This window comes from Streptomyces sp. PL-25, assembly GCF_058344915.1.
Window position 1 is genome coordinate 6,105,750 of the sequence record NZ_CP136997.1, and the last position, 21,049, is coordinate 6,126,798.

Here is a 21,049-nt window from a genome sequence, read left to right on the forward strand (position 1 = left end):
GCTCCGGTGGCGATGGGGCGCCGCGCGAGCGGCACCGAGCAGGCTGCCGTACTCCGGACAGCCCCGTTCCGGGCCCGAGCGGCGGAATACCGCGCACCGCCGTGGTGCTCTTGAGGTACCGGTGCGCGAGCGCTGACGCCCGCGCACGAGCGGGGTGCGAGCGCGCTGAAGGGCTGGTGGTCACATGGCGGCGGACCGGACGGCTCCCGTGGTGGCAACGCCGTACGGGGCGGTACGCGGACGGTACGAACACGGGGTCGCGGCCTTCCGGGGCATCCCGTACGCGGCGCCCCCCTTCGGCCCCCGGCGGTTCCGGCCGCCCGAGCCGCCCGAGCCCTGGGACGGCGTGCGCGACGCGCAGGTCTACGGCCCGACCGCGCCCAAGCCCCCGTACTCCGACGCCTTCGCCCCGTACCTGTCCGATCCGGCCGTTCCCGGCGACGACTGCCTCAACCTCAACGTGTGGACGCCCGAACCGGACCCCGGCGCCCGGCTGCCCGTGCTGGTGTGGCTGCACGGCGGGGCGCTGACCCGGGGCTCCTCGGCCGTGCCCGTCTACGAGGGCCACTCCTTCGCCCGCGACGGGGTCGTCCTCGTCTCCGTCAACTACCGGCTGGGTGTGGAGGGCTACGGGCTGTTCCCGGACGCCCCCGCCAACGCCGGTCTGCGCGACCAGCTCGCCGCGCTGCGCTGGGTGCACGAGGCGATCGGCGCCTTCGGCGGCGACCCCGGCCGGATCACCCTGTGCGGCCAGTCGGCGGGCGCCATCAGCGTCGGCGCCCTGATCGCCGCCCCGCAGGCCCAGGGACTGTTCCGGCGGGCCGTGCTCCAGAGCGGTGCGCCGGAGGCGTCCGGCCGGGACAGGGTGCGGCGCATGGTGCGGCGGATGGCGGCCCGGCTGAAGGTGCCCGCCACCGCCGAGGCGTTCGCCGCCGTCGACCGCGAGCTGCTGCTGCGCACCCAGGCCGAGACGGGCAGGCTCAGCAGCCCGGTCCTCGGCGGCCCCGCCTTCGGCATCGTCGTCGACGGCGACCTCGTCCCGCGCGATCCGCTGGAGGCGCTGATCGAGGGGGAGGCGGCACGCGACGCCGACCTGCTCATGGGCTGGACCCGCGACGAGTACCGGCTGTGGCTGGTGCCGGGCGGCCTCATCGAGCGCGTCGACCGGCTCGGCGCGGTCGCCCTGGCCGGTGCCATGGCCCGCTGCCACTGCGGACACGAGGTGGTGCGCGGCTACCGGTCGCTGCGGCCCCGCGCGGGCGCCGCCGAGATCGTCGGCCAGCTGGTCACCGACCACATGCTGCGCCGCCCCCTGCACCGGCTGGCCGAGGCCCGGCCGGGCGCCGCCCACCTGTACGAGTTCGCCTGGCCGTCCCGGCTGCCCGGCCTCGGCGCCTGCCACGCCCTGGAACTGGGCTTCGTCTTCGACACCGGCGACGTCCCCGACGCGCGCCGGCTCGCGGGCGAGGGCGCCCCGCAGGAACTGGCCGACGCGATGCACGCGGCCTGGGTCCGCTTCGCCGCCGACGGCGACCCCGGCTGGGCGGCCTGGGGCCCGGACCACCCGGTCCGGGTCTTCGGCGACGGCCCCGCGCACACCGCGTACGGCCCCCGGGACGCCGAACTGGCCCTGTGGACCGCCCCGCCCGCCGCCGCGGTCCCCGACCCCCTGCCCGCGCTTCCCGCCCCGCCCCCCGCGGCCGACGGCTCCCCGGCCCGCGCCGCGGAACTCCGCGCGGTGATACGGCGCCTGCGCCGCTCGGGCGGTGTCCGCGGAACGTGAACCGCGGCCCCCCGGGCAGGGGAGGGCGGGTCACCCGGCCCCCAGAGAGCGGGCGATCCGGCCGATCACCGGCGGGCCGACCCGGCAGCAGCCGCCGATCAGGCGTGCGCCCGAGGCGCGCCAGCGGTGGACCAGGGCCGGGGTGAAGGTGGAGCGCCCGGTCCAGGAGCGGGCCGTGGCGTCCCAGCTCTCCCCGCTGTTGGGGTAGGCCACCACCGGCTTGCCGGTGACCCGCGCGGCCACCGCGACGGCGTCCGCCACGTCCTCGGGCGCACAGCAGTTCACCCCGGCCGCGATCACCTCGTCCGCGTCGGCGACCGCGCCGAACGCCTCCTCCAGGGGCTGCCCGGCCCGGGTGCGCGAGCCGTCCACCGTGTACGACAGCCAGGCCGGCACCCCGAGGCCCCGCACGGCCCGCAGTAGGGCCACCGCCTCGTCGGTGTCCGGGACCGTCTCCAGGGCGAGCACGTCGGGCCGGGCGGCGGCCAGCGCCTCCAGCCGGGGCCGGTGGAAGCGCTCCAGCTCGGCGACGCTGAGCCCGTAGCGCCCCCGGTACTCCGAACCGTCCGCGAGCATCGCCCCGTAGGGACCCGCCGACGCGGCCACCCAGAGCGGGCGCGCCACCCCGCGCGCCCGCGCCCGCGCCACCGCCTCCCGCGCCAGAGCGACACCGGACGCCATGAGCGCGCCGGCCCGCTCCCGGCCGAACCCGCGCCGCGCCAGCCCCTCGAAGGTGGCCTGGTAGGTGGCGGTGATCAGCACGTCCGCGCCCGCCTCCAGATAGGCGAGGTGCGCCTCGGTGACCGCCTCGGGCCGCTCCGCCAGCAGCCGGGCCGACCACAGCTCGTCCCCGAGGTCGTGCCCGGCCGCCTCCAGCTGGTTGGACATCCCGCCGTCGAGCACCACCGTCCCGACGGCCAGGGCCTCGGCGAGAGTCCCGGCGGGACCGTCCGAGGCCGCGCCGCCCGTGCCACATGTCATGCCACGACGCTAACCGAGCGCTGCCCCGACCGTCCCGCCGCCCGGATCGCCGGGACCTACGGCTACGACGACTGCGCGACCGGGGCCGTCGACACCTACCTCCTCGACGGCACGCCCCCGGCGCGCGGCACGATCTGCTCCTGACGTGTTCCGGCCGCGCCGAAAACCCGTTTCACCGGCTTCCGGGCGGCTGCCACGATGTCCCGCATGACCTCCAGGATCCGCCATGTGACCATCGACTGCTCCGACCCCTACATCCTGGCCCGCTTCTGGTCCCAGGTGCTGGACCTGCCGCTGCACGACGACGACCACCCGGGCGACCCGGAGGCGCTGATCGAGGGCGCGGGCCTGCTGTTCGTCCGCGTGCCCGACCCCAAGCGGGCCAAGAACCGCGTCCACCTCGACCTCCAGCCCCAGGACCGCACCCGCGACCAGGAGATCGAACGCCTCCTCGCCCTCGGCGCCACCCTGACCGACGACCGCCGCCGCCCGGACGGCCGGGGCTGGGCCGTCCTCACCGACCCCGAGGGCAACGAGTTCTGCGTGGAGCGCTCCGCCGCCGAGACGGCAGGCTGAGCACCGGGGTGTTCTACGAGGACCTCAGCACGTACGCCTACCTGGACCACGACGCCTTCACGGACAGGGAGTCGGGTTTCCACGCGCTCTGGTACCGGCCGGCGTACGCCCGTCTGAACGTCGGATGGCTGGAGGCGGGCAGGCCGTATCCGACCGGAGCGGTCCCCCCGGGATTCGTGGACAAGCTGAGGGCCGTTCAGGAGATCCAGTGGATGAACGTCTGCCTGGGCGTGCACGAGTGCGACCTGTGCCCGGGGCCCGGAGCCCCGGAGGGGAACGGGGAGATCCGCGTCCCCGGTGGGCCCGGCATCGCCTACGCCGCCCCGTTCCTGATCACGCACTACGTCACCGTCCACCGCTACCGGCCGCCGCGGGTCTTCGGCGACGCCGTCCTCGCGCTCGACCTCGGGCCCTGGACCCGCGCACGATGGCCCGACGTGCCCTTCCCCTGGGTTCCGGACGACGCGGAACGCATGCTGGAGTAGGGCCGGAAAAACTCCCGGAACTGCTCGAACTCCCCTGCTAAGGTGCGCCGATGCCCACGGTCAAGAAGGTTCAGATCACGTTCGACTGCGCGGAGCCCGAGCGCGTGGCCCGGTTCTGGTGCGAGGTGCTGGGGTATGTCGTGCCACCGCCGCCGGAGGGGTTCGGGAGCTGGGACGCGTACGGGCGGTCGCTGCCGCCCGAGCGGCAGGGCGCGGGGTTCGTCTGCGGTGACCCCTCGGGCGTGGGGCCGCGGCTGTACTTCCAGCGCGTCCCCGAGGGCAAGGTCGTCAAGAACCGGGTGCACCTCGATGTGCGTGTCGGCACCGGGCTGGCGGGAGCGGAGCGGCTGGCCGCGCTGGAGGCCGAGTGCGAGCGGCTCGTGGCGCTGGGCGCGACCCGTGACCGCGTGCTGCTCGCCGACGAGTACGACGAGTCGTGCATCCTGATGCGGGACATCGAGGGCAACGAGTTCTGCCTCGACTGAGCGCCCCGGCGGGGCGGCCGGCCGGGGTCACAGGGTGCGGCGCATGCAGAGCCGCGGCCACCGGTCCAGGCCGAGGGCGGCCTCGTGGGCGCGGATCTCGCGCAGCCCGGGGGTGAGCGCGCTGTCGGCCAGGGGCGCGAAGCCGCAGCGCGCGTAGTAGGGGGCGTTCCACGGCACCTCGGCGAAGGTGGTGAGGGTGAGGGCGGTCGCGCCCTCGGCCCTGGCACGGTCCGCCAGGTGCTCCAGCAGCGACCGGCCGATGCCGCGGCGGGCGTGCGCCGGGTGCACCGAGACCTGTTCGACGTGCAGGGCGCCGTCCACGCGGTCGGCGATCAGATAGGCGACCGGGGCGTCGGCTTCGTCGGTCGCCACCCAGGCGAGACCGGCCTCCTGGTGGCGGGCCAGCTCGTCGAGCGCGGGCGGCTCGTCCGCCGCGATCTCCGGCATGCCGACGTCCGCGAAGCACAGCCCCGCGGCCCTCTCGATGTCCTGGAGCAGGGGCAGTTCGGCGGTGCGTACGGCTCGGATGCGCATGGACGTATTGTCCATGGTCGTCCCCGGCGGGCCGGACAGGGGGCGCGCGGCATCTCAGCCGCGCCCGGCCTCCGGGCGGGCCGGGGCCCGGTCGAACACGGCGGTGAGCCGGTCCGCGAAGTCCTCCGGGTGTTCGAGCGCGCCGAGATGGCCGCCGGGGAACGCGGCGAGGCCCGCGCCCAGCCGCTCGGCGAGGGCCGTCGCGGTGCGGTGCAGCAGCAGGCCGCGGGAGGTCTCGCCTGCGGCCAGGGTGAGGGACGCGCCCGCGCCGGGGCCCCGTACGGGAAGACCGTGGGCCGTGAAGGGCACCAGGACATGGGCCAGGAAGATCGCCATGGGGGAGGCGAGTTCCTCCTCGCGGGTCAGGGGTTGGGGGGCGGCGGCGGGCGCGGGGCCGGGGGCGGGATCGGGGGCGCGTTCCTCCAGGACGGCGGTCAGCAGGGACGCGGCGGCCGCCGGACCGGCCGTGCGGTGGACGGCGCGGACCTCGCGGAAGCGGGCCCGCAGCGCCGCCCCGTCCGGCAGTGCCGCCACGCAGGGCGGCTCGTGCGCGACGACGTGCCGCAGCCGCTCCGGGTGCCGGGCCCACAGATCGAGGGCCACGACACCGCCCGCGCTCGTGCCGAAGACGTACGCGGGCTCGCCGCCGGGCGACACCTCGTCCAGCACCCGGAGGGCGCTCTCGCTCCAGTCCCCGGGCCGCTGGTCGGCGACGGGCAGCCCGAGGCGGCCGTGGGCGAGGCCGAGCGGGTCGTGGGTGACGACGGTGAAGCGCCGGGCCAGGCGGGCCGTCAGCGCGTCGAGCCCCATCGGGTGCCCGGCCCCGCCCGGCAGGACGAGCAGGACGGGGCCGCCGCCCCGGACGTCGTGGTACGCGCGGGTGCCGTCGGTGTCAGTCATGTCGCGGATGCTCCCTGGGCCAGTGGGTGAGGGCGGTGTGCAGAGCGTCGACGGCCTTGTCCCAGGACGCGTCCACGTCCCGGGCCGCGTTGAAGCCGCCCGCGGCCTCCAGCGCGCAGAAGCCGTCGAAGGTGCTGCGCAGCAGGCGCACCGCGTCGGTGAGGTCGGGTTCCTCCAGGCCGTAGGCGCGCAGCATCCCGTAGGTGATCTCGGTGGTGCGCCGCATGGCGGAGAGGTCGGTGACGAGGGCCGGGTCGATCCGCAGCCGGGTGGCCGCGTACCGGCCGGGGTGCCGGTGCGCGTACTCCCGGTAGGCACCGGCGAACGCGGCCAGCGCGTCCCTGCCGGCCCGGCCCGCCACGGCCGCGGCGATGGCCTCGATCATCTCGCCGCCGGCCAGCAGGGCCAGCCGGGTGCGGAGGTCCTGGAGGTTCTTCACGTGCGAGTACAGACTCGCGTCCTTGACGCCGAAGCGCCGGGCCAGCGCGGACAGGCTGACGCCGTCGAGCCCGGCCTCGTCGGCGAGTTCGGCCGCCGCCGCGACGACGCGGTCGGCGGTGAGTCCGGCTCGGGCCATACGGTTCCGTCCCCTCGGGCTGTCCCAGCGACACCTGTTGCCTAGAGTCTCTAGGGTGCAGCCTTGGACCGCCAGGAATCAAGGGACGGCCGCGCGTCTCAGCCGTTGAGCAGATCGCGGACGAAGGCGTTGGTGAACTTCCCGGCGGGATCCAGTTCGCGGGCCAGCGCCCGGAAGTCCGCCAGCCGCGGACAGCGCTCGCGCAGCGCGGCGGCCGGCAGGGTGAACACCTTGCCCCAGTGCGGACGCGGGCCGAACGGCTCCAGCGCCGCCTCCAGGCGCCGTACGGCCGGGAGCACCGCCGCGGTGTCCTCGACCCAGGTGAAGTGCAGCGCCACCGAGTCCCGTCCGTGGCTCGGGCTCAGCCACTGCCCGTCGGCGGCGACGGTGCGCACCTCGCAGGTTTGGAGCACCGGCGCCACCGCGTCCCGGACCGCCTCGACGGCGCGCAGGGCCGCCAGGGCGTCGCCGCGCGGCAGCAGGTACTCCGACTGGAGTTCGGCGCCGCTGCTCGGGGTGAACTCCGCCCGGAAGTGCGGCAGCCGCTCGTGCCAGGGGCCCGGCACGCCGTGCTGCGCGGTGCAGTTGTCCGCCGGCATCCCGGGCACCGGGTGCAGCGCGGCCTTCGCGGGCACCGCCCACGGGAAGTCCGCGAGGGGCTGGTCGGTGCGCCGCTTGAGCCACACCTGCCGGAACCCCGCGTCCCGCCAGTCGGTGAACAGGCTGACGCTGTACGCGGCACCGGCCACCGCCTCGAAGTCCAGCCCCTCCAGGGGGAGTTCGGTGAACACGTGCTGCTCCACGGCGTAGGCCGGCTCCAGGTCGAGGACCAGCGCGGTGACGACGCCGAGCGCCCCGAGGGAGGTGACGGCCCCGCCGAACCGGGCGTCGCCCCGCCCGATCCGTACCGTGGAGCCGTCCGCCGTGACGAGTTCCACCTCGCGGACGGCGGCGGCCAGCGGTCCGTTGGCCACGCCGGAGCCGTGCGTGCCGGTCGCCACCGACCCGGCCACGGAGATGTGCGGCAGCGAGGCCATGTTGGCCAGCGCGAGGCCGTGCCCGTGGACCCGGCGGGCCAGCTGCGCGTACCGCACCCCGCCGCCGACCCGGACCGTGCGGGCCGCGGTGTCCACCTCCACCTCGGGCGGCAGCGCCGCGAGCGAGAGGAGCACGCCGTCGGCGCCCGGGTCGGCGATCGTGTTGAAGGAGTGCCCGCTGCCCAGGGCGCGCACCTTCGTGCTCCCGGCGACCAGCGCCCGCAGGGCGTCGGCCGACCCGGGCCGGTGCACCCGCCCGGTGCTGTAGGTGATGTTGCCCGCCCAGTTGGTCACGGCCCCGGCCATCGTCCCGCCCCTCCCGCCATATTTGTCAACCGAGCATACTAATTGGTGGGCGGGGTACCGGGCGAGCTGCCCGGCGAGGTGCCGGACGGAGCGCGCCGTGCGCCGGCGGGGGACCCGGCACCGCCCGCCCGCACGCGGGGGCATACCGTGAGGAGTCGTACGTCGGAGCTGGGAGGAGAGACGGGATGGGCAGCCGTACCGCGCTGGTCGAGGATCTGATGGAGCGCTTCCCGCACGTGCCGCGCGAAGCGGTCTTCAAGGAGGACCTGCTGCGAGGCGGTGTGGCCTTCGACCCCTCCGCGCTCAGCGACAACGAGAGCGGGGAGGTGAAACCGAAGTCGTACTTCATCTTCTCCTTCGACCACAGCACCCTGCCCGAGCTGGGCGAGGCCGCGCTGCGCCGCCCGCCCGAGGAGATCATCCTCACCGGCGGTCCGTACGGCCTGCGGCGCACCGTCGTCTCCGTACGGGTGAATCCCGCCTCGCCCTACCGGGTGGCCGCCGACGAGGAGGGCCTGCTCGGGCTCTACCTCGACGGGAAGCGGATCGCCGACGTCGGTGTGCCGCCCATGCCGGAGTACTACCGGCACACCCTCTCCAACGGGAAGTCCGTGATGGAGGTGGCGCCCACCATCCAGTGGGGCTACCTGATCTACCTCACCGTCTTCCGGGTCTGCCAGTACTTCGGCGCCAAGGAGGAGTGCCAGTACTGCGACATCAACCACAACTGGCGCCAGCACAAGGCGGCCGGTCGGCCCTACACCGGCGTCAAGGACGTGGAGGAGGTCCTGGAGGCGCTGGAGATCATCGACCGGTACGACACCCAGAAGGCGTCCACCGCCTACACCCTCACCGGCGGCGCCATCACCAAGACCGTCGCAGGGCGCGACGAGGCCGACTTCTACGGCCACTACGCCAAGGCCATCGAGGAGCGCTTCCCCGGCCGCTGGATCGGCAAGGTCGTCGCCCAGGCGCTGCCCCGGGACGACGTGCAGCGGTTCAAGGACTACGGCGTGCAGATCTACCACCCCAACTTCGAGGTGTGGGACGAGTATCTGTTCAAGATGTACTGCCCCGGCAAGGAGCGCTACGTCGGCCGCGACGAGTGGCACAAGCGGATCCTCGACTCCGCCGACATCTTCGGCGCCCGCAACGTCATCCCCAACTTCGTGGCGGGCGTGGAGATGGCGGAGCCCTTCGGATTCACCACCGTCGACGAGGCCATCGCGTCCACCACCGAGGGCCTGCGCTTCTTCATGTCCCACGGCATCACGCCCCGCTTCACCACCTGGTGCCCCGAGCCCACCACCCCGCTCGGCAAGGCCAACCCGCAGGGCGCGCCGCTGGAGTACCACATCCGTCTGCTGGAGGCCTACCGCGCCACCATGGACGACTTCGGCCTCTCCTCGCCCCCCGGCTACGGCCCGCCCGGACCCGGCCGGGCGGTCTTCTCCGTCAGCTCCTTCATGGACAGCCTGCCCGCGCGGGACGACGAGCGGGAGAGCACCGGGCAGGACGCGGCCGAGCCCAGCGGGGCCGGGGCCTGAACGGCGCGTCCGAAGCCCGCGCGGCGTACGTACCGGAGCGCGGCGCGACCCAGGACCGTGTACGGGAGACACACAGGAGGGTGACGCGCGGCGGGCGCCGCGGAAGGCGGGCACGGAGCGGCTGACGTGCGGGCGGGCGCCCGCACGGGCATCCGTGCGCCACGGCGGGCGGACACGCGCCTTGTCAGCCGTGCCGCGGACGTGAAAAGCTCGCGCATCCCCGCGAACCGCCCGCCGTCAGGGCCCAGGACCGGGGCCGGTCGATTCCCGCCCGTGGACGCAGGAGCCCCATGCCCGACCAGCCGAGCCCCCAGGACGCCGCCGAGGCCGCGCTGCCGGCCGAGTGCTGGGACGCGGTGCTCTCCTACGCCGGCCTGTGCGCCTCCGGTTCCGCGGCGGCCGGGGAACTGGCCACCGAGTCCTTCGCGCTCGGCCTGCGCGAGGTGCGCGCCGCCGACGCCGGGGCGTTACGCGGCCGCCGTACGCCCCGGCTGCCCGCCGTACCGCTGATGCTGACCGCGGTGCGCACCACCGCGGCCGCCTGGGAGCGTGCCGGGCTCGGCGACCGGCTCGACAACGACCTGCGGCTGTGGCTCAACTCCCCGCAGGCCGCCCGCTATCCGGGCCCGCCCCGGCACCGTCCGCTGGCGCTGCGCGGGCTGCGCGACCTCCAGGAGGCGGACGCGGCGCTGCTGTGGCTGGCCGAGGTGGAGGCGCTGCCCCTGGTCGTGGTGGCCCGGCGGCTCGGCCTCGACCCGGCCGGGGTGTCGGAGGGACTGGAGCAGGTGCGCGCCCTGTTCCGGGACCGCTGCCGCCGCGCCCACCTCGACTCGCCGCTGGACAGCGAGTGCCGCGGCTACGCCCGGCTGCTGGACGCGGTCACCCGCTCCGCCGCGCCCCTGAGGGTCCCCGAGGACCTCTCCCGCCACCTCGCCACCTGCGCCCGCTGCGCGGAGGCCGCCGCCTGCCTCCAGCCGCGCGCGGGCGCCCTGCCCGTCGCCCTCGCCCAGGGCGTGATCGGCTGGGGCGGCCTCGCCTATCTGGAGCGGCGCCGCCGGGCCGCCGACGTACGCCTCGGCGCGCGCCGGCCCGCGCCCGGCGCGGCGGACGGGGGCCCGGGGCAGCCGGGGGCGGTGCGGGCGCGCCTGGTGCGCGGCGGGCTGCTGGCCGCCGCCGTGGTGCTGTCGGCGGTGGCCCTGACGGTGTCGCTGATGCCGTTCGACGGCGCGGCCGACGACGCGGCGCACGGCGCCACGGACCGCCGGACGGCCGCCGCCGTCACCCCGCCGCCCGCCGACCACAAGGCGGACCAGGCCCCCGGCGACGGCCCGGCCCCGGCCTCCTCGGCGTCCGCCTCCGGTCCCGGCGGGTCCCTCACCGGCACCGAGGCGCCCGTGCCCTCGGGGGACGACCCCGACCCCGAGCCCCAGGGCACCCCCTCGGCCGTCGCCGGCACGCCCGGACCGACCGGGCCCGACCCGGCGGCCTGCCGGGTCGGCTACCACGTCGTCGACCAGTGGACCGACGGTTTCGAGGCCACCGTCACCGTCACCACCGGCCGCCCGCTGGACACCTGGCGGCTCGCCTGGACCTTCGGCGACGGCCAGCGCGTCACCCGCATGTGGGACGCCACGGCCGCCCAGAGCGGCTCCCGTGTCACCGCCACCGCCGCGCGGTACAACGCCTCCGTCGCCGCGGGCTCCACCGTCACCTTCGGCTTCGTCGGCTCCCGGCACGGCGGCAACTCCGCGCCGTACGACTTCACGCTCGACGGCCAGGACTGCGCGACGGGCTGAGCGGTCCGTTGGCGCCGGAGGGGAGCGCGGGCGATCCTGGAGAGCGGACCGACCCCTGACGAGGGAGGGCGCGGCCATGCACGCTCAGCCAGGCGACCGGCTCGTCGTGGAGAGCCCGGCCACCGGTGCCACCCGGCGCGACGGCGAGATCGTCGCCCTGCACCACGAGGACGGCACGCCGCCCTACGACGTGCGCTGGTCCGACACGGGTGAGGTGACGCTGGTGTTCCCCGGCCCCGACGCGCACATCGACCACCTGTCCGGACCGGACGACGCCCCGGCGCCTCCCTCCGCGCACGGCTCCTCCGGGGCGCCGCCTGCCGAGGCGCGTCCGGGGCGCCCCGGGGACATCGGGCGCCGGCTGACGGCCGCCCGGGAGCGGTGCGGGCTCAGCGTCGAGGAGACGGCCGACCGCGCGCGGATGTCCCCGCAGTACCTCGCGTATCTGGAGGAGTACCCCTCCGACCCCAACCCGGCGACGCTGCTGCGCCTGGCCGATGTGCTGGGCACCACGCTCGACGCGCTGCGCGGCGGCGGCCAGGACCTCCCGCCCGGCCAGGGATACGCCCTGCCGCGGCCAGAGCTGCGCGACCTCGGTCCCGAGGAGTGCCGTGAGCTGCTGTCCACGCACGGTGTGGGCCGGCTCGCGCTGTCCACGTCCCGGGGCCCGGCCGTCTTCCCGGTCAACTACGACGTGGTGGACGGCGACCTGGTCTTCCGCACCGCCCCCGGCTCCGCCCCCGCCGAGGCGGCGGGCGCCGAGGCGGCCTTCGAGGTCGACCACATCGACGACGCGATGAGCCGGGGGTGGAGCGTGCTCGCCGTCGGCCGCGGCGAGGCCGTCACCGATCCGGACGCGGTGCGCCGCCTGGAGGAGCGGGCCCGCTCCACGCCCTGGGCGGGCGGCCCCCGCGACCTGTGGATCAGGATCCGCCCGGAGCGGCTGACCGGCCGCCGGATCACCCCTCGGCAGGACTGAGCGGTCGCCGGATCGCCCCCTCGGCAGGACTGACCGGCCGCCGGATCACCCCCGGCAGGATGGAGTGGCCGCCGGATCGCCCCGCCGACAGGACCGAGCGGCGGGGCGGGTCCGCGCACCGGCACGGCAAGCGGAACGCGTCCGGTGGCCGGTGCGTCACCGTACTCTCACGTGCTCGACACGGCGTCGTCACCGCTTCCGCGACGGGAAAACCTGAGTTTTCGCCAAAGGCGGCTCATCGGCCGATTCACGACGACCGCGCCGCGGAGAGCCGTCGCGCCGGTGCTGACCTCACCGTCGTCCGCGTGCGGACGGGCCGCGCCGCGGGCAGGGAGCGGGAGAGGAGAGCCGGGGCGACGGGGGAAGCGGGGCCCTGGAAGCGATCTACCTGCCGAGTCCGCTGTTACCGGCCGGTATGCCAATGTGGCGTAATTCACTCGTCCTGAATCGACTCTCTGTCACCATCATCGCCAACGAGGCACAGGCATCCGGACTGCGGCGGGGGGCGTGGCATGGGGCTGCTCGGCGATGAGCTGGCATTCGCGCACGCCCTGACGCCCCCGGAACGCGAGAGTGTGATGGCGCTCGGCAGCCGCCGGAGCTACCCGGCCGACGGCCATCTCCTGACCGAGGGCGACCGGTCCACCCATGTGATGATCATGATATCCGGCTGGGTGACCGTCTCCGTCTCCACCGACCGCGGCGCCACCCGGCTCATCCTCGGACTGCGCGGCCCCGGCGAACTCCTCGGCGAGATGGCCGCCCTGGACCCGCATCCGCGCAGCGCCACCGTACGCGCGCTCGGACCGGCCGAGGCCCAGGTCATACCCGGGGACGCCTTCCGCCGCTTCCTCGCCCTCCAGCCCCGCGTCAGCGGTCTGGTCATACGCCAGCTCGCCTTCCGGCTCCGCAGCGCCGACCAGGAACGGTCCGCGCTCGCCTCCCTCACCGTGCTGCAACGCCTCGCCAGCCGGCTCACCGAACTCTCCTCGGCCGCGCCCTCGGGCCCCTATGCCCCCTCCTCCCGGGCGGGCCCCGCGAGCGGCATCCGCCCGGCCGGGCCCGTCGTCCACCTCGCCCAGGACGAACTGGCCGCCACGGTCGGCGCCACCCGCGAGGCCGTCGCCAAGGCCCTGCGCCTGCTGCGCACCCAGAACGTCGTGCGCACCGGCAACCGGATGGTGGAGATCCTCGACCCCGGGCTGCTCGCGCTCCTCGCGGACGGCCACCAGGAGTAGATCCCCGCCGTGTGTAAACGGCTACAGACGTCCCCCCGCCCCCAGGAGGAGGCTCCGGAGGGACGGGAGGACCGCCACCTCTTCTTCGGCAAGCGCACAGAACACCGCAGGGGGACACGGGTGAACCACGACGCCACCGGACTCACCGAGGAACACTACGAGTTGGTGATCAGTGTCGACGCCAGACGATCCGGTCAGTACGACGACGTCGACAAGCAGCGGATGCGCGCCCGCATCTACCGGGTGCTGGAGACGGCGTTCGCCCACGCCGCGGTCGCCCGGGACGCCCTGCACCTGGAGGACCGCGGTGACGGTGTCCTGGTGGCGGTGCAGGGCCGGATCGCGGCCAGCCGCATGCTCGGCCTGTGGCTCGTCGAGGTGCACGAGAAGCTGCGGGACGAGAACCGCGGTCTGCGCGTCCCGCTGGGGCTGCGGATCGGCATGCACGTCGGCCCGGTCCGCCACGACGGGCGGGGCATCAGCGGACGCGCGGTCGACCTCGCCTGCCGGCTCGCCGACTCCGCGCCCGCCCGGCGGCTGCTGGACGCCGAGGGCGCCGACCTGGTCCTGGTGACCTCCTCGTCCCTGTACGAGGACGTGGTCAGCAGCGGCGGCAAGTTCATCGAGCCCGAGCGCCACACCGCCGCCCGGCTCGGCCTCAAGGAGGGCGAGGTCACCGCCTGGTTCCACCTGCCCGGCAGACCCGCCCCGCAGCTCCCCGCCGACCCGCCCGCCGATCCGCCCGCCGAGGCTCCGACGCCCGGGAACGAGCGAACGGATGCCGTACAGAAGGTTGATGACGTCCCGTCGGAGGCATCACCCTCCGAGGCGCCCCGGACGCAGTACACCGTGCAGGGCGACATGTCCGAGCACAGCGGCAACGTCTACCACGACCGCGTGCACATCGGCCGGGTCACCGACCGCGACGCCGACCGGGGGAGGGGCTGAGCCGAGTGAGCGACGAACCGCAGGCGGACGGCCCGGCCCAGGACGCGCCGGAGCGCCCCGCACGCCGGGAGAGGCCGGACGAGGGCCGCTCCCCGAAGGGCGACGAGCGGCACGGCAGGCGCGAACGGTCCCGCGACGACGGCGGGTCCGGCGCGGGCAGGCGCCCGGCGGGCAAGCGGGACGCCCCCGGCAAGGACGCCGCCGAGCACGGGGACGGCGACAAGGACAAGAGCAAGGACGAAAGGAGCAAGGACGAAAGGAGCAAGGACAAGGAACAGGAGGAGCGGGAGGAGCGCGAGCGCGAGCGCGAACGCGAGCGCGCCGCGGGGCGGTTCAGGGAGCTCACCCGCGATCCGCTCGCCGAGGAGGAGAGCGAGGACGGCCCCACCGACCTCGCCGCCGCCGCCCGCGCCCGCCGCGCGATCCAGCAACTGTTCGACGTAGGACGCGACTTCACCAGTTTCGACCGCTCCTACTTCCACAGCGCCCTCATCGGCGACGTCAACCTGATGCTGGACAGCCGCCGCGTCGGCGCGGGCATGCGCAGCGGTCCCGTACCCGACGAGGAGCTGCACCGGCTGCGTCTCGTCCATGTGGAACCCGCCGGCTACGTCCAGTTGCGCACCGCGCTGCGGGCCCGCCGCCTGCTGGTGCTCGGCGCGGCCCCCGGCACCGGCCGCACCAGCACCGCGCTCTCCCTGCTCGACGAGGTCACCATCAGCGGGCCCGGCACCACCGGGCCGGAGACCGGGAACGGCCACCGGGTGCGCCGCGTCGACCCGGACGACGACGGGCTGCGCAAACTGGCCGACTCCCTGGGCGAGCCGAGCGCCGACCAGCACACCGAGAGCCGCGGCTATCTGCTGGAGGTGCCCCTGGACCGGCCCGGGGGCCCGCTCCCGGCCGAGATGGACCTCGATCAGCTGGCCGCCGCGCTGGCCCGCCGGGAAGCCTTCGCGGTGGTCGTGGTCACCCTCGGCTCGGCCGCGGGCCCGCTGCTCGCCGGCCGGTACGGCATGCTCTGCCCGCCCGCGCCCACCGCGGAACTCCTGCGCACCCGGCTGCGCGAACGGCTGGAGCACCATGCCGCCGCGCCGGGCGCCGACGGCCCGGAACCCGCCGAACTGCTCGCCCGGAGCGAGGAGTTGTACGCCCGCGCCGACGTCAAGGACGCCCTCGGCCTGGACGACCTGCGCCCCGCCGAGGCCGAACTGCTCGCCTCGCTGCTGGCCGGGCACGTGCTCGGCGACGTCACCCGCGAGGACCTGCTGTCCGGCTGCCGCAGCCTGGCCGCCGCCCAGGCCCAGGAGTGGTTCGCCGGGGTGGACCGCGCGCTCACCGCGCCCGCACCGGCGGTGGGGACGGACGGGAAACCGGGACGGCCGGGCACCGCCGAGCTGTTCCACCCGGTGGCCTTCCGGATCGCCCTCGCCGTCCTCGGCGGCGCCCCGCACAGCGCCGTGGCCGCCGCCGCCCACCTGCTGACCTGGGAACTGTCCGTGCAGTGCGACCCGGACAACACCCCGGCCCGCCCGCTGTTCTGCGACGACCCGGACGCCGACGTCGCGCTGTCCCGGGCCGAGGTGCGCGACGGCCGGGTCGAGGTCGCCGGAGTCGACGTACCCGCCCGGCTGATCTGGTACCGGGGCTCCGCGCTGCCCGCGGCGGTCCTCACCGAACTGTGGGACCGGCACTTCCCGGCCCGCGGCCCGGTGGTGCGCTGGCTGCGCCAGCTCGCCGACGACCCGCGCCCCCAGGTGTGGATGCGCGCCGCCGTCGCCGCCGGCGAGCTGTGCGTACGGGACTTCGACCACGGCTACACCGAACTGGTGCGCCCGCTCGCCGAGGCACCCACCCCGCTGCGCCGGATCTTCGCGGCCACCACGCTCGACCAGGCCGCCCGGCACGACTCGCACCGCAAGGCCGTGCACCGGATCGTCGGCGACTGGAGCAGGCACGGCACCAAGTCGCTGCGCTGGAGTGCCGCGATGGCCCTCGGCTACGGCAACGCCGCCGAGAGCACCGACGAGACCCTGGACGCCCTGGCCCGCATCGGCATCCACGGCGACGGCGACCAGCTCGCGGTCGCGAGCTTCAACGTCGTCCGGCTGCTGACGCTGCCGGACGCGGCCCAGGTGCTCGCCCGCATGGCCGAGTGGACCCACCACAAGCGCGAGCCGTACCAGGACCTCGGCCTCGTCACCACCGTCCGGCTCGCCCTGACCACGGTCGACGAGATGCTGACGGACGCCCCCGACGCGCGGCCCGCCGGCCGCGGCGACTGGCCGCTGCCGCTCGCCCTCGCCGCCGACCGCCCCGAACTCGTCGAGCCCATGGCCGACCTGATGTGGACGGCGCAGAACACCGCGCGCTCCCAGGAGGTGGCGACGGACGCGCTGGAGTCCCTGCTGCGGTCGGCGGTGCGCAAGGACGGCACCGAGTGGACCCGGCCGGGGCTGGCGGCGCTGCTGCCCGCGCTGGCCGCCGACGAGTACGACCGGCGCCGTCTCGACTGGCTGCTGCGCCGCATGATGAACGACCCGGAGAAGCCGCTCCCCGACGCACGCGCGCGCGACCTGTGGTGGCTCGCCGTGACCCCGCCCCCGCGCCCGCGCCCCTCGGCGCGGAGCGAGGAAGGGACCCGCCCGGAGCGGACCCGCCGGGAGAGGACGCGCGAGGAGGAGAGGCATGGCTGACGACGAGAAGCGGGCCGCCGGGAACGAGGGCCCGCCCGCGGGGCCGTTCCTGCGGGAGTACGCGCCGACGGGCGGGTATCCGCCGGTCAGCGCGCAGCGGGCCTCCGTGGTCTTCTACCGCAACGGCGGCTACAGCGTGATCACCGTCGCCGGGATCCAGCACGTCGGCAAGCGCGCCCTGGCCCGGCCGTACACGGTGTGCGAGATCGCCCAGGGCACGTTCGTGAGCACCCTCGGCCTGGAACTGCCGGCGGCCGGCGGGACCAGCTTCTTCAAGGCCGAGGTGGACATCGAGTGGGAGGCCACCGACCCCCACCTGGTCGCCGTGAACGTGGTGACCGATGTCGCCAAACGGCTCACCGCGCCGGTGCTGGAACGGCTGCGCGAGGTCACCCTCGGCTACCAGGTCACCGAGGCCGACCAGGCCAACCGGGTCGTGACCCAGGAGTGCGTCGGCGGCCGGTGGAGCGACCTGGGCTCCGAACTCGGGCTGCGGGTACGGCTCTACGTCCGGCTCGGGGTGGACGACGAGGCCATCACGTACGCGCAGAAGAAGCGCGAGGTGTACGCCGACGCCGAGGTGACCCGGGTGCGCCAGGAGGAGTTCCGGCGGATGCTGCGCGGCGGCGACATGGAGCAGCTCACCTACATGCTGGCCGCCGACCCGGACGGGGCCAAGGACTTCCTGGAGAAGATCCGCCAGGAGGGCAGGCAGGACGAGAAGGACCGCCTGGACCGGCTGTACTCCATGGCCATGGCGGGCGAACTGCACGCCGCCGACGTGGAGACCCAGGTCCTCAACCTGCTCAACCAGGGCCGCGGACGTCCCCTCCAGGGCCCCATCGGCGCGGTGCCCGCCCGCCGGCAGCCGCGCTCGCTGGAGCCGGGCGGCGAGCGGCCGTTCACCCCGGACTGGGCCTCGGACGACCCGCCCCGGCGCAGGCCGCCGCGCGACCGGTCGCCGTGGGACGAGCCCGGACCCGACCGCGGACCCGACCGCGGACCCGACCGCGGACCCGACCGCGGACCCGGCCGCGGATCGGACCACGGATCCGGCCGCGGGTCGGACCGCGGATCCGGCCGCGGAGGCGACCGGCCCGACCGTACGGACCGCCGCCCGGCCGACGGCTACGACGAGGATCCGCCCCCGCGGGTCCACCGGCCCGAGCCGTACGACCCGTACGAGGACGACCCGGACCGCGCACCCCGCCGCTCCCGGGACGACGGCTGGTCCTGGGCGGACGAGGACCGGTGACCGCCGACGGGGGCCCCCGAACCTCCTCCGACCCGGTCGTGCCCGTGCCGAACGGGGGTCGGCACAGCCACGACCGGGCGGAGGAGCGCATCGCCGAGCGGCTGCTCGGCACGGTCCGCGAGGACCTCGGACGCGCCGACTCGAAAGCCGCCGTCCTGCTGTCCGGGACGCTGGCCCTGCCCGCGTTCCTGGTCGGCTGGCACGGCACACCCGGCTGGCACGGCCCCGCGGACGTGTGGCTGGTGCTCGCCGGGGTGTTCTGGGCCGTCGCGGTCGGCGCGCTGGTCGGCGCGCTGCTGCCGCGCACCGGCACCGTACGCGGCGGGGACGGGGTGACGTACTTCGGCGACCTGGTGGCGCCCCGCGACCTCGCGGGACTGTCCGCCCGGGTCGCCGAGGCCGGCCGCGACCCCACCCGGTGGCTGCTCGTCCAGGCGGTGGACGTCAGCTCGATCCTGTCCGCCAAGTACCGGGCCATCCGCTGGGGAGTGGGCTCGCTCGCCCCCTCCTCGGCACTGGCACTGGTCTGGGGCCTCGCCTCGCGCTGACGCGCGCGGCGGGGCCCGCACCCCGCACCGAAGACAGACACGAACGACGAAACAGGGGACGCCGTGGGAAGAGTCACGGGAAGACGGCAGACAGGCAGGAGCCGGGTGCGCCGCGCCGCGGTCTCGGTGCTGGGCGGCACCGCGGTGCTCATGTCGCTGCTGGCACCTGCCGGCCGGGACCCGGTGCCGGCGGCGGACGCCGTCCCGGCGTTCCCGGCCGTCAACTACGCCGTGGCCGTGGACGAGTCGGCCAGCCTCGCCGCCGCCGACCTGAAGGCCGAGAAGGCCGCCGCCGCGCGCATCGCGCTCGGCGACGTCTCCTCCGACTCGCACGTCACGGTCTACGGGTTCGCCGCCGCCGAGTCCGCCGACCAGCGCGCCGTGGACCCGGTCTGCCCGCGCACCGGCCTGGACGCGGCGGGCCGCGAGAGTATCGACGCCTGTGTGGGCAAGCTGCGCGCCCGCAAGAAGGACGAGGGCACCGGCACCGACTTCCCGAGCGCGATACGCCAGGGCGTGCACGACCTCACCGACGGCACCGACCCGGCCCAGCCCCGCGTGCTGTTCCTGCTCACCGACGGGAAACTGGACGTCACCGGCAGCCCCGCCTACGGCGACCCCGCCCACCGCACCGCCGAGGGCGAACGCCAGCTCAAGCAGGAACTGGCGAACGCCGCAGCCCACGGCGTGCAGGTCTGGCCGCTCGGCTTCGGCCCCGACCCGGACAAGCAGCAGCTCGACCGGATGGCCGCCGGCGGCTACCAGAAGGGCTGCGTCGCCCTGCCCTCCGCCGCGCCCAAGGCGCACAAGGTGTCCGGCGCCAAGGACATCGGCGCCACCCTGGAGGAGATCTTCGCCGCCGCCCACTGCCTGCGCCACGAACAGGGCCCCAGCAAACGCCCGCCCGCCACCCTGGAGATCGGCATCTCCCCGCTGGCGACCGTGGGCAGCATCGTCGTCGACAAGGGCGACCCCGCCGTCGAGATCACCTACTTCGACCCGCGGGGCCACAAGGTGCCCACCCACGGCACCTACGAGAACTCCGCCTTCGAACTCGCCGGCGGCTCGGGCCCGGTGGAGGCCCTCAAGGTCGTCGACCCGCTGCCCGGCACCTGGAAGGTCAAGGCCGAGGCACCCGAGGGGCACCGCTCCCTGCCCGTCGCCGTCAGCGTGCTGTGGCAGGGCGAACTGCGCGGTGCCCTGACCGCCGACCCGCCCTCGCCGCAGACCGGCGACAAGGTCACCGTCACCATGCGCCTCCAGACCCGCGAGGGCTACGAGATCAAGGACCCGCGCGACTACGCCGGCCTGCGCGTGGCCGGTGAACTGACCGGGACCGGGATCACCGCGCTGCCGCTGCGCCTGGCCGACGACGGCACCGCGCCCGACCGCACCGCGGGCGACGGCGACTTCACCGGCACCGTGCGGATACCCGCCGCCGCCCGCGGGACCCTGAAGGTGAGCGCCACCCTCACCGCCTCCGGGCTCAAGGCCGACACCCGCGACCTGGGCGTCGACGTGGCGCCCGGCACACCGCCCGTCACCGCCGCGCTCGACCTGCCCGCCGCCGACACCCACCCCGGCGCCACCGTCACCGGCACCCTCGCCGTCCACAACACCACCTCCACCGCGCACACCCTGCGCCTGACCACCGCCGACGTCCGCACCGGGCTGCTCACCCTCAGCCCCGCGCAGCTCATCCTCAAGCCCGGCGAGTCCGGCACCCGCGAGGTCAGCGTCGAGGTGGCCCCGGCGAGCGTCTTCGGCAACCGCCTCGGCGACGGACTGAGCCTCGCCGCCACCGTCCGGGTCACCGACACCACCGACGGCGACCGCGCCCTCGTGGCGTCCCCGCTGTCCCTGCGGGTGACCCCCGAGCCCGGCATCTGGGACCGGTTCTGGTGGGCGTTCGTCGGCGCGGCCGTCGCCCTCGTGGTCGCCGCCGCCCTCGTCGCCGCCTGGATCGGGCTGCGCCGCCGTCGCCGCGACCCGTACGGCCTCAGGCTGCGCCTGGTCTCCGAGGACGGCGACGTGCTGAGCGAGCACAAGGCCGGACACGGCAACAAGAAGCAGTGGTACGAGTTCGCCGTCGCCGAGGCGCACCGCAGCCCCCGCCTGGAGAAGCGCGCCCACGGCCCGTACGCCGTCCGGCGCAACCCCGAGGGCGGAGCGGTCCTGCGCACCCAGGGCGGCCGGACCCCGCTGCGGGTCGGCGGCCGTGTCGCGCTCACCGACCTGCTCCACCTGGAACTGGCCGAGGACACCCCCTCGGGCGGCAGAGCGTCCCGGTCCGCCACCGTCCCCGCCCCCGACGGCGGCAGCGGCGGCGGCGCCTACGAGGACTACCTGTGACCGGCCCGCGCGCGGCGGACATCGCG

At 75.4% G+C, this 21,049-nt stretch carries 18 protein-coding genes; 13 read left to right on the forward strand and 5 right to left on the reverse strand.

The genetic code is table 11. The features are described from left to right. Positions 1-184 precede the first annotated feature (184 nt). Complete coding sequence (locus tag R4Z62_RS27260) at positions 185-1,783, forward strand: carboxylesterase/lipase family protein (RefSeq protein WP_355481164.1); 1,599 nt, start codon at positions 185-187, stop codon at positions 1,781-1,783. A gap of 30 nt (positions 1,784-1,813) precedes the next feature. Here the strand turns inward: R4Z62_RS27260 and mmuM are convergent, their stop codons facing one another. Then, positions 1,814-2,764, reverse strand: a complete 951-nt coding sequence (gene mmuM, locus R4Z62_RS27265; protein ID WP_385501675.1) for a homocysteine S-methyltransferase — start codon at positions 2,762-2,764, stop codon at positions 1,814-1,816. A 207-nt stretch (positions 2,765-2,971) separates the two neighbouring features. Here mmuM and R4Z62_RS27270 point away from each other — a divergent pair, with 207 nt between their 5' ends. From R4Z62_RS27270 to R4Z62_RS27280, 3 genes are read left to right on the forward strand one after another with little or no spacing between them, the layout of a single operon-like run. Then, positions 2,972-3,340, forward strand: coding sequence for a VOC family protein (locus tag R4Z62_RS27270; RefSeq protein ID WP_064535888.1), 369 nt, complete (start codon positions 2,972-2,974; stop codon positions 3,338-3,340). 8 nt (positions 3,341-3,348) lie between these two features. Further along, on the forward strand, positions 3,349-3,825 hold the full coding sequence (locus R4Z62_RS27275) for a DUF7919 family protein (protein ID WP_491521166.1): 477 nt from the start codon (positions 3,349-3,351) through the stop codon (positions 3,823-3,825). Positions 3,826-3,875: 50 nt separating this feature from the next. Then, positions 3,876-4,310, forward strand: a complete 435-nt coding sequence (locus R4Z62_RS27280; protein WP_064535890.1) for a VOC family protein — start codon at positions 3,876-3,878, stop codon at positions 4,308-4,310. Between the two features lie 27 nt (positions 4,311-4,337). Here R4Z62_RS27280 and R4Z62_RS27285 read toward each other — a convergent pair whose 3' ends face one another. From R4Z62_RS27285 to R4Z62_RS27300, 4 genes are all read right to left on the reverse strand, one after another. Beyond that, a complete protein-coding gene (locus R4Z62_RS27285) occupies positions 4,338-4,844 on the reverse strand; it encodes a GNAT family N-acetyltransferase (protein ID WP_064535891.1) in 507 nt (168 codons plus the stop codon). A gap of 54 nt (positions 4,845-4,898) precedes the next feature. Beyond that, positions 4,899-5,744, reverse strand: coding sequence for an alpha/beta fold hydrolase (locus R4Z62_RS27290; protein WP_064535892.1), 846 nt, complete (start codon positions 5,742-5,744; stop codon positions 4,899-4,901). Further along, positions 5,737-6,321, reverse strand: coding sequence for a TetR/AcrR family transcriptional regulator (locus R4Z62_RS27295; RefSeq protein WP_355481152.1), 585 nt, complete (start codon positions 6,319-6,321; stop codon positions 5,737-5,739). The genes R4Z62_RS27290 and R4Z62_RS27295 overlap by 8 nt, the downstream gene beginning before the upstream one ends. Positions 6,322-6,419: 98 nt before the next feature. Beyond that, a complete protein-coding gene (locus tag R4Z62_RS27300) occupies positions 6,420-7,664 on the reverse strand; it encodes an FAD-binding protein (RefSeq protein ID WP_491521167.1) in 1,245 nt (414 codons plus the stop codon). 185 nt (positions 7,665-7,849) lie between these two features. Here R4Z62_RS27300 and R4Z62_RS27305 point away from each other — a divergent pair, with 185 nt between their 5' ends. The 9 genes from R4Z62_RS27305 (at position 7,850) to R4Z62_RS27345 (ending at position 21,023) form a co-directional block, all read left to right on the forward strand. After that, positions 7,850-9,211 (forward strand): radical SAM protein, encoded by a 1,362-nt coding sequence (locus tag R4Z62_RS27305; protein WP_491521168.1) that lies wholly within the window; start codon positions 7,850-7,852, stop codon positions 9,209-9,211. Between the two features lie 290 nt (positions 9,212-9,501). Next, positions 9,502-11,007 carry a cellulose binding domain-containing protein gene (locus R4Z62_RS27310; RefSeq protein ID WP_491521169.1) on the forward strand — a complete coding sequence of 502 codons (1,506 nt, stop codon included), beginning with the start codon at positions 9,502-9,504 and terminating at the stop codon, positions 11,005-11,007. Between the two features lie 76 nt (positions 11,008-11,083). Beyond that, entirely contained in the window at positions 11,084-11,986 is a 903-nt protein-coding gene (locus R4Z62_RS27315) for a pyridoxamine 5'-phosphate oxidase family protein (protein WP_491521170.1), read from the forward strand. A 512-nt stretch (positions 11,987-12,498) separates the two neighbouring features. Further along, a complete protein-coding gene (locus R4Z62_RS27320; RefSeq protein WP_491521171.1) occupies positions 12,499-13,224 on the forward strand; it encodes a Crp/Fnr family transcriptional regulator in 726 nt (241 codons plus the stop codon). Between the two features lie 120 nt (positions 13,225-13,344). Continuing rightward, positions 13,345-14,172, forward strand: a complete 828-nt coding sequence (locus R4Z62_RS27325; RefSeq protein WP_491521172.1) for a nucleotidyl cyclase domain-containing protein — start codon at positions 13,345-13,347, stop codon at positions 14,170-14,172. Between the two features lie 5 nt (positions 14,173-14,177). Further along, the gene (locus tag R4Z62_RS27330; RefSeq protein WP_491521173.1) at positions 14,178-16,868 is read left to right on the forward strand and encodes a hypothetical protein; all 2,691 of its coding nucleotides are present in this window, start codon (positions 14,178-14,180) and stop codon (positions 16,866-16,868) included. Then, positions 16,861-18,123: a hypothetical protein gene (locus R4Z62_RS27335; RefSeq protein ID WP_491521174.1), complete on the forward strand. Its 1,263-nt coding sequence runs from the start codon at positions 16,861-16,863 to the stop codon at positions 18,121-18,123. The genes R4Z62_RS27330 and R4Z62_RS27335 overlap by 8 nt, the downstream gene beginning before the upstream one ends. Next, the gene (locus R4Z62_RS27340; RefSeq protein WP_355481138.1) at positions 18,120-18,671 is read left to right on the forward strand and encodes a Pycsar system effector family protein; all 552 of its coding nucleotides are present in this window, start codon (positions 18,120-18,122) and stop codon (positions 18,669-18,671) included. Before R4Z62_RS27335 ends, R4Z62_RS27340 begins: the two co-directional genes overlap by 4 nt. 105 nt (positions 18,672-18,776) lie before the next feature. Continuing rightward, entirely contained in the window at positions 18,777-21,023 is a 2,247-nt protein-coding gene (locus tag R4Z62_RS27345) for a choice-of-anchor X domain-containing protein (RefSeq protein WP_491521175.1), read from the forward strand. The last annotated feature ends 26 nt before the right edge of the window (positions 21,024-21,049 follow it).